Origin of the sequence: Pseudomonas fuscovaginae SE-1 (genome assembly GCF_000364705.1) — a bacterium.
Classification (GTDB): Bacteria; Pseudomonadota; Gammaproteobacteria; order Pseudomonadales; family Pseudomonadaceae; genus Aquipseudomonas; species Aquipseudomonas fuscovaginae_A.
Map to the genome: position 1 here is coordinate 23174 of NZ_AQOH01000226.1, position 12349 is coordinate 35522.

Below are 12349 nucleotides of genomic sequence, written 5' to 3' on the forward strand. Positions count from 1 at the left end.
CCTTGTTGGCTGTCATTTTTCCTGCCTGCCCGACGGGTGACAGCCGCGAATCAGGATGTACGCGCTTCGCTGCCTGGAGCGGTCCGGTCGATCAGGCGAATGCTGTCACGCCCACCACGCTTGGACTCGTAGAGTGCCACATCACTATGTTCGATCAGCGCCGCCAGGCTGCTGGGCGGCTGGTCGAACAGATTGGCGCCGATGCTGAGGGTCACCGCCTGCGGCGTGTCGAACGTCCGGCGAACAGCCTGGTGAAACTGGTCACGCAGCGTGCTGCCCAGGCTCACGACCTGCTCGTTCGACGTGCCGCACAGCAGGATGATGAACTCGTCCCCCCCCAACCGGGCAGCCAGCGCCCCTTCGGGCAACACGGAACGGATCATCTCGCTCAATGTCACGAGCAGGCGGTCGCCGGCAGTATGCCCATAGAGGTCGTTGATCAGCTTGAAGTTGTCGACATCGATCAGCAGCAATGCCCCCGGCCGGGCACCCGAGACCTCTTCAAGCAGGCGCGGCGCACGCACTTCGAGGGCGCGGCGGTTGTACAAGGCGGTCAATGGATCGCGAGCCGCGAGCCGGGCAATGCGTTTCTCCCGGCGATAGCGTTCGGTGCCGGTCATCGACAGGGCAATCAGCATGATTGCCATCGCCCCCTCGACCAGCGAGATCTGGATGATCTCGCCACGAAATGCGGCGAGGTCGATCAAGGTCCCGGGGATGATCGTCGACAGGGCCTTGACCAGATAGAAAACCCCATGGATCAGCAGCACATAACGCAGCTGCACCGCCCCCACGCTCAACGATTTGCCGTGGGGACGCAGCAGGAAACTGGCACGCAAGGTCACCAGGGAAACCATCAGCGAGTTGACCAGCATCATGATCTTCGAGCACGACGGATCATTGGGCAGAAACAGCATGGCGAACCAGGCCACGACAACCAGGAACCAGTTACGGGAGAGCCGCGTTTCGGTGAATCGCGCAACCCCCATCAGGAAAAGCCAGTGCGCGGTCACCAGCAGGCCGTTGGCGAACCAGATACCCAGCAGCAGAAAACCGCTCCCACGCAGCAAGGCGAGGCTCGAGCCGATGCTGATCGTTGCGAAGCCCGCACTCCAGAACAGCAGAGATGGCTCACGAACGCTGCGCCACTCGACCGCCAGATACAGCGCGGCCGCGGCCGCCAGGGCGATCGTGAGTACCAACAACGTGAGGGGGTCAAGCGACATATACGGGCTAGCCTTTCTGACTTACGGGACAAAAGTGTCAATCATAATGCTTTTCATTGCAGCCAGCCCTCCCATAGATGGCTTTTTGCCAACTTTCTGACGGACAGGCTAGATCGGAAAGCCTTCGATGACTTGCCGGACCCGCGCCAATACCGCTGGCAACTGTGCCGAGGGCACCGAACCCAGCCCCAGACGCAAAGCATGCGGCGCATGCCGGGTACTGGCATAGGCCTCGGCCCTGGAGACGGCAATGCCGTTTTCGGCCAGGGCAGTGGCGATCCGGTCCATGCGCAACTCGTCGGGCAAACGTAGCCAGAGAAACAACGAGGCCGGATGAGCGACGATCTCCATCCCGGCCAGTACCTCCCGGGCGAGGACCTGCCGACGGCGGGCCTCACCACGCAACCAGCTTTCCTGGCGGGCGGCGGTGCCATCGGCGATCCAACGGGTGGCCATGGCGGTGACCACACTCGGCATGCTCCAGGAACTGGCACGAATCACTTCCTTCACCCGACCGGCGAAAGCCGCGGGCACTACCACGAAACCGAAACGCAGCCCGCTGGCCAGGCTCTTGGACAGGCTGGAGACATACAGGGTGCGCTCCGGGGCCAAGGTCACCAGCGCCGGCGGCGCCTCTTCAGCCAGGTAGGCATAGCCGGCGTCCTCGATCAGCAGGCAATCATGCCGACGGGCAATCGCCACCAGCCGCTGACGCTGGCGCGCATCCAGCACCCAGCCCAACGGGTTGTGCAGCGTGGGCATGGTGTAGATCGCCCGAATCCGTTGCTGGCGGCACAGACCATCGAGAGCGTCCAGGTCCGGTCCGTCGCGCAAACCCGGAACAGGGTGCAGAACCAGCCCGTGGACACCGGCCAGCATCCTGAAGCCGGGATAGGTCAAGGCATCGACGGCCACCTCGTCATGCGTCCGGAGCAAGGCTCGCACACAAACATCCAGCCCCTGCTGCGCGCCGTTGACCAGGAACACCCGCTCCACGTCGACCGTCAGGCCGCGTGCGCTGGCCAGGAAATCACCGACGATGCGCCGCTCATGGCGGCGCCCGCCCGGCGGTTGCTGGTGCAACAACGCCGCCAGGTCGCCACTGTTCGCCAGCTCGCGCAGCAGGCTGCGCAATTGTTCCGCCTGGCCCGGCCAGACGGGATGGTTGAACGACAGATCGATCGCACTGGCGCTCAGCCGGGCCTCATCGCCACTGTCCCATTCACGCTGCTGGGGCCGATCACGCACGAAGGTGCCCCGCCCCGTCTCGCCGACGACCAGCCCCATGGACTTGAGCCGGGCGTAGACCTTACTGGCCGAAGCGATCGCCATGCCGTGCTGCCTGGCAAGCTGGCGATGGGTGGGCAAGGGGCTACCGGGTGGCAGACGCCCGCTGCGGATATCCGCGACCAGCGTTTCGAATGCCAGGGAAACAGGAGAAACCGCCATGGAGATGTCCCTAGGACAATTTTTTGATTGTTCCATTCTAGGCACACACACTGCCAATACCCAATCGCTGACATTCATTCGACAGGAGGTTGCATGACCACACCCGTTCCTCCACTCCCGGTACTGGAATACCTGCGGCGCCAGCTCGACGGCACGTTGGCTGCCGGCGACATCACCCACATGCACTACCCCACGGCGATTTCCCGCCTGCTGGGCTTTCGCCTGGTCGCCATCGGCGAGGCCATGGCTACCCTGGAACTCGATGCCGATGCGGCGTTGCACGGCAACCAACAGGGCACGGTGCACGGTGGGCTGCTCTGCGAGTTGGCCGACGCGGCCATCGGTACGGCCCATTCGACGTTGATGCAACAGACGCAAAGTTTTACCAGCATCGACCTCAAGGCGACCTTCCTGCGTCCGGTCTGGCAGTCGCGGCTGCGCGCCCGTGCCAGGGCGACTCACCTGGGTCGGACGATCAGTCATTATCTGTGCGAAATCGAACGCGAAGACGGCAAGCTGGTTGCCAGTATCACCAGTGCGGTGATGACGCTGCGCGACGAACAGGCCAGGGGCCGCTGAACGCGCGCAGCTCGGGGATCGAGGCCGCTGGCCTCAGAGATGATCCGCGTCGATCACCGCCTTGGCGAAGGCCTCTGGAGCCTCCTGTGGCAGATTGTGACCGATGCCGCCGCTGATCAGGCGGAACTCGTACTTGCCGGTGAAGCGCCTGGCATAGTCCTCGGGTGCCGGATGCGGGGCACCGTTGGCATCGCCCTCCAGAGTGATGGTCGGCACACTGATCGACGGTGCCGTGGCCAGCTTCTGCTCCAGCGCCTCATAGCGTGACTCGCCCTGGACCAGCCCCAGACGCCAGCGGTAGTTGAACACCGTGATATCGACGTGATCAGGGTTTTCCAGCGCCTTGGCACTGCGGTCGTAGGTGGCATCGTCGAACGCCCATTTCGGCGAGGCCGTCTGCCAGATCAGCTTGGCGAAGTCATGGGTGTTCTTCTCGTAACCGGCACGGCCGCGGTCGGTGGCGAAGTAGAACTGATACCACCATTGCAGCTCGGCCTTGGGCGGCAGCGGGTTCTTGCCTGCCGCCTGGTTGCCGATCAGGTAACCGCTGACCGAGACCAGTGCCTTGACACGCTCCGGCCACAGGGCCGAGACGATGTCCGCCGAACGCGCGCCCCAGTCATAGCCGCCGAGCACGGCCGTCTTGATCTTCAGCGCATCCATGAAATCGATCACATCGCTCGCCAACGCTGCGGGCTGACCATTGCGCAAGGTTTTCTCGGACAGGAAATGGGTGTCGCCGTAACCGCGGGCATAGGGCATCAGGACCCGATAGCCCTTGGCAGCCAGCAAGGGGGCGACTTCATCGTAGCTATGAATGTCGTACGGCCAGCCGTGCAGCAGGATCACCGCCGGGCCGTTGGCCGGACCGGTTTCGGCATAGGCCACATCGAGCAGCCCGGCCTTGATGTGCTTGAGCGGGCCAAAAGGCGAAGATGCGGCATGGGAAGTACTGGCACTGCTCGTATCGACCTGTGCGGCGGCGGCCGTTTGCGTCTGGATCGCCCCGACAATGCCGAACAGGGCGAGAGCGAGCATCGACGAACCGGCCAGGCGGCGGCCCTTGCCATTCTTGTTGTTGTGCAGTGCCTTCTTCATGGTGATCTCTCCGTTGCCAGCCATTGGTCAGGGGTCTGGATGACGCCCTTCAAACCTTGGAGGCATTTGACCCCCTTGAGGTATCCGGCCTGTGTCGACTTCCCGGTCGTTGGGAAAGCCTGTGTATCGGACATGGCGCCAGATACACTCTGATACACAGCCGCCTACAAACCGCCCCGCTCGCGCGGCCCCCGGAAACGCCGCATGCAACACCCGCAAGCTATGCCCAACGCTTGAACAGCACGCTCGCATTCACCCCGCCGAAGCCGAAGCCATTGGACAGCGCGTAGTCCATTGCCAGCTGTCGGGCCCGACCACGGATCAGATCAAGCCCCTCGGCAGCTTCATCGGGGTTATCCAGATTGAGCGTCGCCGGCGCCACCTGATCGCGCAATGCCAACACCGTGAAGATCGCCTCGATTCCCCCTGCCGCGCCCAGCAGGTGCCCGGTGGATGCAGGCCTCCGCCCCACCACAGACCGCCACGTCGATCTCCCCGGCGCGGATCAGCCGCGCCGCGTCGCCAATGGCCTGGACGCCGGCGGCACAGGCGGTCACCGGCGTGCCGAGCGGCCCCTTGAATCCATGGCGGATCGAAACGTGTCCGGCCGCCATGTTGCCGAGAAACGAAGGGATGGTGAACGGCGACAGGCGGCGCGGGCCTTTGCTGTCGGTGGCGCGCACCGCCTCGGCGATGGCCGGAAAGCCGCCCACCCCGGTGGCGATGATGGTACCGGTACGGGCCTGTGCCTGCGGCGTGTCCGGAGCCCAGCCGGCCTGGGTCAGTGCTTGCTCGGCGGCCGCCAGCGCGAACAGGATGAAGCGATCCATCTTGCGCTGCTCCTTGGCCGCCAGCAGTGGGTCAGGATCGAAGCCGGCCTCCGGGTCCAGGAGGCGGTCTGGCACCTGGCCGCCAATGCTGATCGGCAGGTCACCGACCAACTCCCGGGACAGCGGTCGTATACCCGACTGACCGGCCAGCAGACGCGCCAGACCGGTTCCACGCCACAGCCCAGTGGGGTCAGTGCGCCCATGCCCGTGACAACGATACGTTTATTCATGACAATCCAGCTCCTTCAGGTTATTGAGCAAGGTAATGGCCTGTGGACGTTACTATCATAATGAAAGTAACATGCAACCTGACAAAAAGCAGATCTCCCCGCAGGAGCCGCCATGCAGCGCAAAACCCTGATCCATGCCGAATGCCCGATCGCCCGCAGTCTCGAGCGGGTCGGCGAGTGGTGGAACATCCTGATCATGCGTGACGCCCTGCAGGGCCTGAAGCGCTTCGACGAATTTTCCCGCAGCCTGGATATCGCCCCCAACATGCTGACCCGCCGCCTCAACGGCCTGGTGGAGGACGGTTTGCTCGAGCGCGAGGCCTACAGCCAGCGCCCCCTGCGCTACCAGTACGTACCGACCGCCAAGGGCCGGGATTTTCGCGTCGTGCTGATGGCGCTGGTGGAATGGGGCAACCGCCATTACGCGCCGGAAGGTGAAAGCGTGCAGATCGTCGAGCGCGACAGCGGACGCCGGCTGCATTTGATGCTGGCGGACGATGCCGATGGCCGGCCGGTAGCGCTGGAGAAGGCCACCGTGAAACCCGGCCCGGCCGCCAGCGAACAGATACGTGAACGCCTCTCGGGTTGTCGCAACGACGCCTGAAGGCTACTTGAGGCGCAGACGCCGGGCCAGCTTGTGCAGATTACTCGGGTCGACTTGCAGCAGGCGCGCGGCCCCGGCCCAGTTCTCCCCGCTCAGGCTCAGGGCCTGCAGCACCTTCTGTCGCTGACAGTCGTCGACAGCATCGGCCAGCGCCTGGAACGGTACCGTCGCAGGTTTTTGCAACGGCAGCTCGACGTCAGTCGGTGACATGGTCATCGCACCGTCCAGATCGAGGACATCCGGCTCCAACGTGATGATTGCCGTGCGGCTGCCACCGCGACTGAGCCGCTTCAGCGCGGCGCGACTGATGACGTGCTCCAGTTCACGAACGTTTCCCGGCCAGGCATAGGCCAGCAACACCCGCTCGGCGGCTGGCGACAGGCGCAATCCGCGCAGGCCGAGCCGGGCCCGGTTGAGTTCGAGAAAATGCCCGGCCAGTACCAGCACATCCTGGCCACGCTCACGCAACGCCGGGATCGGCACCGGGTACACCGAGAGCCGGTGATACAGGTCGGCACGAAACAGCCCGTCGCGGATGCTGTCCGGCAGGTGCCGGTTGGTGGCGGCGATGATGCGCACATCGACATGCAGCGGCCTGTCCTCGCCCAGGCGCTGGATCTCGCCATTCTGCAAGGTACGCAGCAGCTTGGCCTGGACGCTGAGTGGCAACTCGCCGACCTCATCGAGAAACAGCGTGCCACCGCTGGCAGCGTCGAAACGACCGGCGCGGTCGCTGGTGGCCCCCGAGAAGGCCCCCTTGACGTGCCCGAACAGCTCGCTTTCGGCCAGGGACTCGGGCAAGGCCGCGCAGTTGACCTGAATCAGCGGCTTGTGGCTGCGCCGCGACAGCCGGTGCAGGCGCCGGGCAAACAACTCCTTGCCAACCCCGGTCTCGCCCAGCAGCAATACCGGCAGGTCGGCATCGGCCAGTACATCCAGCTCGTCGAGCAACTGTTGCAACACTGTGCTCTGCCCGAGGATTTCAGCGTCTTCCACGGCTCCGCCCGGGTCGCGCAAGTCATTACGGGACAGGCGCAGGCCTCGATTGTCCTGTTCGAGCCGGGTGACCCGCACGGCCGCTTCGATCTGCAGAGTGCAACGCTTGAGTTCGGCCTGGGCTCGCGGGTCGAAGGTCCCGGGCTGCAACGCATCGAGGGTGATCGCTCCCCATGGCCGCCCCTCCACATACAGACTCACGCCCATGCAGTCGTGGACCGGCAACGAATCGCCGACCGGATTCTCCAGCAGGCCGTCATAAGGGTCAGGCAGGCGGCTGTCGGGCTCGAACCAGGTCGGCTCGCGGGAAGCCATGATCGCCGCCAGGCGCGGATGCTGGGCGATCAGGAAGCGACGCCCCAGGGCCTCGTGAACCAGTCCGACCGTCGCCACCGGCCGGAGGCTGTCACCATCCAGACGCAGCAGACACACCGCGCCACTGCCGAAGTATTCGTGCAGGGTCTGGACCAATCGTTGTAACCGCACGGCATTGGGCAGCTCGACGATCAGGTCGGCGGCCAGGCTTTCACGCAGCATGGTAATCATCACCCTCAAGGGTGGAATCGACCCGAAAAGATCCGGGTCGATTCCACCACGACCAAAAACAAACCCAACAAAATCAAGCCATCGCCCCTGGCATACGGGATGCAACGGCCTGGCAGATCGCTGAACGGACAAACGAGGAAATCCGATGAGCCTGACCCTGCTGGAACAAAGTTGGCGCGATGAACCGGCGCCCCAACTGATCTCCCACCTGTTGACGCGCTATCACGCCCGCCACCGCGAACAACTGCCGGAACTGATCCGCCTGGCGCGCCGGGTCGAGCACGTGCATGGCGCACATGCCGACTGCCCCACCGGCCTGGCCGACTTGTTGACCGACATGCAACAGGAGCTCGAAAGCCATATGTGCAAGGAGGAGCATGTGCTCTTTCCGCTGCTGCAACACGGTTTCGGAGCGCGGGCCGCGCCACCGATCCAGGTGATGCTGTTCGAGCACGACCAGCACGGCCAGGCCTTGGACAGGTTGCGGGCACTGACCCATGAATTCACCCCACCGGCCGACGCCTGTCACACCTGGCGCACCTTGTATGACGGACTGCAGGCGTTTCACGACGACCTGGTGCAGCACATCCACCTGGAAAACAACGTGTTGTTCGCCAATGCCCTGAACCCTGCCCATTGATGTTCCCGGAACCCTGCCAGCCCGACGCCGGGCAGGGTTCTTCCCACCTGCCTCAGCCATGCCAGAAGAACATGGCCTTGGCCAGAATCACGATCAACACCATGTGCCCGAGAATGCTGCGACGGATCCGCAAGGCCCGAGCGGACGTGATACGCCCGTTTTTCAACCCGCGAGCCAACAGCAGGTAGTGACCGATGATGCTCAGCGCCAGCAGGACCTTCAGGCTCAACAACAGGCCGAACCGGCTGTCCAGGGGGTGCCCGAGTACGTCGCGGTAGTGCCACGCCATACCGAGACCGGCGCCATACAACAGCACGACCACGCCATGCAGCACCTTGCGCGAACGCGCGGCAATCGCCTGATCCGCCCTCGAGCGGGCCGCATCCGTCAACTGCTGGCGAGCAGGCGGCCAGATCAGGACTTCGAAGAACAACGTCCCGATAAAGGCAATCGCCGCCAACAGGTGTGTCACCAGCAGATAGGGATACATCTGCGCCCTCCCTTGGCCATGAACCGTCAATTCATCCCGGGTGGCCATCGACCCGGGCCCGCAGCAGCATCGGCCCGTAGCGCCAGGCATACAGGGCAAAGGCCAGGGCCCAGCACAAACCGGCCAGCCAGAGTGCCGGCAGCGGGAAGAAACCGATCAGCACGACACGACTGAAACACGCCAGGTTCAGCAACACGAACGCCATGGTCATGCCCGACGGCGGCTGCAGTGCACGCCCGGTATGCCCGAGGCTGACCCGCGCGATCATCGCCAGGATCAGGCCACTCATGGCACCGACCGTCAGACAGTGCACGGCCAGGCTCGGGTTCAATGCCACGCCGAACTGCCACAGCGCGACGACCAGGCAGGCCAGCGCCAGCCAGCCATAGGCCAGGTGCAACGACCACAGCAACGGCACGCGCCAGAGCCCCCGGTCCTGCCAGCGCACCAGACGTACCCCATGCCCCGCCGCCAGCATCGCGAACAACCCGCCGATCCAGGCGTTGGGCGACAGTGCCACTCCCGAGGCATAAGCCAGCGCCGCCAGTGCCGAGCCGCCCAGCAACAGCCAGTCCAGCCAGGGCCAGGCGGCAACACCCGCAGTACGCCCCAGGCCTCGCTGGGTGAAGAACGGAATGACCCGCCCGCCGATCAGGCTCATCATCGCCGCCACCAGCCAGAGCCCACCCAGCACGCCCTGGCGCTGCCAGCCCTCGTGCCCCTCGGACAGACCGTACAAGGACACGGCGTCGACCCCGGCCAGCAACAGCAGGACCACCACGATCGGGTAGTTGCGCTGCTGTCGCACCGCCCACAACGTGCGCCCCATGACCCCGGCCACCGCCAACGGGAAGGCCAGTTCCAACGGCACCAGCAGCCACCCCGGCGCGTTGGTCAACCAGGCCAGCCGTGCGCCCAGCCACAGTAGCGCCAACGCTGCCAGCGGCTTGCCGCACAGTCCGGGGCGACCGGCCCAGGTCTGCACGGCGGTCAGCAGGAAGCCGGCAATGATTGCCAGACCAAAGCCGAACAGCAGTTCATGTCGATGCCAGCCCAGCCAGCCACCGGCCGGTGTCCAGTCACTGATCGAGCCGCCAAGCGCTGTCAGCCACAGCGGCATGACCAGCGCCGCCAGCACGCAGCCCGCCAAAAAGAACGGCCGGAAGGCCAACCGGAACAATGGTGTGATCGCCAGCGCCTTGCTGCGCTCAAGCACTTGCATAAAGCCACTCCTCTACCTTGCCGCCGACCTGACACTCATCCGCAAGCACAGGGTGAATCCAGGTGGCAATCATCGGGCATTCGCGACTGAACACCCTTGTCACAAATCAACAGTGCAAACGGCATGCCCCGCCACGCGATGTCGCCAACGCCGGCCCGCCGGGACGTGGCACCTGACGATGGCGGTCATTTCGACCCATGACGGGTCATTTCGACTCACTTTTTCAGGGTCATTTCGACCCTTTTCGCCGCAAATCCCCAGCCCTGCGACAACCCGCCCCAGCACACCGGCAACAAACTTGATCGCCGTCAAACGGCCATCAGTCCGCCACGGCATAGCCTTGCTGGCAACCGGAGCCGGCACTGCCATCGCAGCGCATCGAAAGGCCCTGCCTGAGGAGAAATGGAATGCTGACCAGCCCTAGAAGTTTATTCACCCTGACCGCCGCCGCCCTGAGTTCGGCGCTGGCCCTGGTGCCAGGCCAGGCCGCCGGTGCCGCCGAAGCCGCCAGTGTTCCAACCATGGTCAAGACCGCCGGAGCACCCGACCTGAGCCAGGCCGAGTTCGACTCATCGAAGGAGATCTACTTTCAGCGCTGCGCCGGTTGTCATGGCGTGTTGCGCAAGGGCGCCACCGGCAAGCCGCTGACTCCGGACATCACCCAGGCACGCGGCCAGGCCTACCTGGAGGCCCTGATCACCTACGGCTCGCCGGCCGGCATGCCGAACTGGGGCACCTCCAATGCCCTGACCAAGGAGCAGATCACGGCCATGGCCAAGTTCATCCAGCACACACCGCCGACGCCGCCGGAGTGGGGCATGGCCGAGACGCTGAAAACCTGGAAACTGCTGGTCAAGCCCGAGGATCGTCCGAAGCGACAACTGAACACGCTCAACCTGCCCAACCTGTTCTCGGTGACCCTGCGCGACGACGGCAAGATCGCCCTGATCGACGGCGACAGCAAGCGGATCGTCAAGGTCATCGAGACCGGCTACGCGGTGCACATCTCGCGCATCTCCGCCTCCGGGCGCTACCTGCTGGTGATCGGCCGCGACGCACGCATCGACATGATCGACCTGTGGCCCGAGGAGCCGACCAAGGTCGCCGAGATCAAGGTGGGCATCGAGGCACGCTCGGTGGAGACCTCCAAGTTCAAGGGCTACGAAGACAAGTACGCCATCGCCGGTGCCTACTGGCCGCCACAGTTCACCCTCATGGACGGCGAGACCCTGGAGCCCAAACAGATCGTTTCCACCCGCGGCATGACCGTCGACAAGCAGGAATACCACCCCGAACCCCGGGTCGCGGCGATCATCGCCTCCCACGAATGGCCGGAATTCATCGTCAACGTCAAGGAAACCGGCAAGGTCATGCTGGTCAACTACAAGGACATCAAGAACCTCACCATCACTTACATCGACGCCGCGCCATTCCTGCATGACGGCGGCTGGGACAGTACGCACCGCTACTTCATGACCGCCGCCAACAACTCCAACAAGGTCGCGGTGATCGACTCCCGGGAACGCAAGCTGAGCGCCCTGGTGGATGTCGGCAAGACCCCGCATCCGGGGCGTGGCGCCAACTTCGAGCACCCGCAGTACGGCCCGGTCTGGGCCACCAGCCACCTGGGCGACGACGCCATCTCGCTGATCGGTACCGACCCGGTCAAGCACCCGCGGTACGCCTGGAAACAGGTGGCTTCGCTCAAGGGCCAGGGCGGTGGTTCGCTGTTCATCAAGACCCATCCCGCCTCGCGCCACCTGTACGTCGACACCACCTTCAACCCGGCCCCCAAGCTGAGCCAGTCGGTGGCGGTGTTCAACCTCGACAAGCTCGATGCCGGCTACACCTCGCTGCCCATCGCCGAGTACGCCGGTCTCAAGCAGGGCGCCATGCGCGTGGTGCAACCGGAGTACAACAAGGCCGGTGACGAGGTCTGGTTCTCCGTCTGGAGTGGTCAGTCGGACGAATCGGCGCTGGTGGTCATCGATGACAAGACGCTCAAGCTCAAGGCGGTGATCAAGGATCCGCGACTGATCACCCCGACCGGGAAATTCAACGTCTACAACACCCAGAACGACATCTATTGAGCCCCATCAATACAAGGAATCGTCATGAAAAGTACGCTGTTTTCACTGCTCGTTCTGGGGGCCGCACTGAGTGCCCAACCCACCGTCGCCCAGGACGCACAGGAACTGTTCAAGAGCAAACCCTGCGGCGCCTGCCATGCCATCGACAGCAAGCTGGTCGGTCCCTCGCTCAAGGAGGTCGCGGCGAAAAATGCCGGGGTGAACGGCGCGGTGGACACCCTCGCCGGGCACATCAGGAACGGTACGCAGGGTAACTGGGGGCCGATTCCCATGCCGGCCAACCCGGTCACCGAGGAAGAAGCGAAGACCCTCGCCAGTTGGGTGTTGACGCTCAAGTAGCCACCAGGAG

Annotated in this window: 10 protein-coding genes and 2 pseudogenes; 5 read left to right on the forward strand and 7 right to left on the reverse strand. The window is 64.3% G+C overall.

Going from position 1 to position 12349, the window contains the following annotated elements; translation table 11 throughout:
* Nucleotides 1-50: 50 nt before the first annotated feature.
* Nucleotides 51-1226 carry a GGDEF domain-containing protein gene (locus K675_RS0119445; protein ID WP_017905150.1) on the reverse strand — a complete coding sequence of 392 codons (1176 nt, stop codon included), beginning with the start codon at nt 1224-1226 and terminating at the stop codon, nt 51-53.
* A 108-nt stretch (nt 1227-1334) separates the two neighbouring features.
* Nucleotides 1335-2675 (reverse strand): PLP-dependent aminotransferase family protein, encoded by a 1341-nt coding sequence (locus tag K675_RS0119450; protein ID WP_026145358.1) that lies wholly within the window; start codon nt 2673-2675, stop codon nt 1335-1337.
* Between the two features lie 93 nt (nt 2676-2768).
* Here K675_RS0119450 and K675_RS0119455 point away from each other — a divergent pair, with 93 nt between their 5' ends.
* Nucleotides 2769-3254, forward strand: a complete 486-nt coding sequence (locus K675_RS0119455; protein ID WP_017905152.1) for a PaaI family thioesterase — start codon at nt 2769-2771, stop codon at nt 3252-3254.
* Nucleotides 3255-3287: 33 nt separating this feature from the next.
* On the opposite strand, the gene K675_RS0119460 is transcribed toward K675_RS0119455, so the two are convergent.
* On the reverse strand, nt 3288-4352 hold the full coding sequence (locus K675_RS0119460) for an alpha/beta fold hydrolase (RefSeq protein ID WP_017905153.1): 1065 nt from the start codon (nt 4350-4352) through the stop codon (nt 3288-3290).
* A 220-nt stretch (nt 4353-4572) separates the two neighbouring features.
* Nucleotides 4573-5412 (reverse strand): annotated as a pseudogene (locus K675_RS31050) (beta-ketoacyl synthase N-terminal-like domain-containing protein).
* Between the two features lie 112 nt (nt 5413-5524).
* On the opposite strand from K675_RS31050, the gene K675_RS0119470 reads away from it, so the two are divergent.
* Nucleotides 5525-6016: a winged helix-turn-helix transcriptional regulator gene (locus tag K675_RS0119470; protein WP_017905155.1), complete on the forward strand. Its 492-nt coding sequence runs from the start codon at nt 5525-5527 to the stop codon at nt 6014-6016.
* 3 nt (nt 6017-6019) lie between these two features.
* On the opposite strand, the gene norR is transcribed toward K675_RS0119470, so the two are convergent.
* Nucleotides 6020-7549 carry a nitric oxide reductase transcriptional regulator NorR gene (norR, locus tag K675_RS0119475; RefSeq protein ID WP_026145359.1) on the reverse strand — a complete coding sequence of 510 codons (1530 nt, stop codon included), beginning with the start codon at nt 7547-7549 and terminating at the stop codon, nt 6020-6022.
* Between the two features lie 172 nt (nt 7550-7721).
* On the opposite strand from norR, the pseudogene K675_RS0119480 reads away from it, so the two are divergent.
* Nucleotides 7722-8198: pseudogene (locus tag K675_RS0119480) on the forward strand (hemerythrin domain-containing protein); the annotation flags it as partial.
* A gap of 52 nt (nt 8199-8250) precedes the next feature.
* Here the strand turns inward: K675_RS0119480 and K675_RS0119485 are convergent.
* Nucleotides 8251-8688 carry a membrane protein gene (locus K675_RS0119485; protein ID WP_017905158.1) on the reverse strand — a complete coding sequence of 146 codons (438 nt, stop codon included), beginning with the start codon at nt 8686-8688 and terminating at the stop codon, nt 8251-8253.
* A gap of 31 nt (nt 8689-8719) precedes the next feature.
* Nucleotides 8720-9910: an NnrS family protein gene (locus K675_RS0119490; RefSeq protein WP_017905159.1), complete on the reverse strand. Its 1191-nt coding sequence runs from the start codon at nt 9908-9910 to the stop codon at nt 8720-8722.
* A 407-nt stretch (nt 9911-10317) separates the two neighbouring features.
* Here K675_RS0119490 and K675_RS0119495 point away from each other — a divergent pair, with 407 nt between their 5' ends.
* Together K675_RS0119495 and K675_RS0119500 are read left to right on the forward strand one after the other, a co-directional pair.
* A complete protein-coding gene (locus K675_RS0119495; RefSeq protein ID WP_017905160.1) occupies nt 10318-12000 on the forward strand; it encodes a cytochrome D1 domain-containing protein in 1683 nt (560 codons plus the stop codon).
* A gap of 24 nt (nt 12001-12024) precedes the next feature.
* Nucleotides 12025-12339 (forward strand): c-type cytochrome, encoded by a 315-nt coding sequence (locus K675_RS0119500; protein WP_017905161.1) that lies wholly within the window; start codon nt 12025-12027, stop codon nt 12337-12339.
* Nucleotides 12340-12349: the final 10 nt, after the last annotated feature.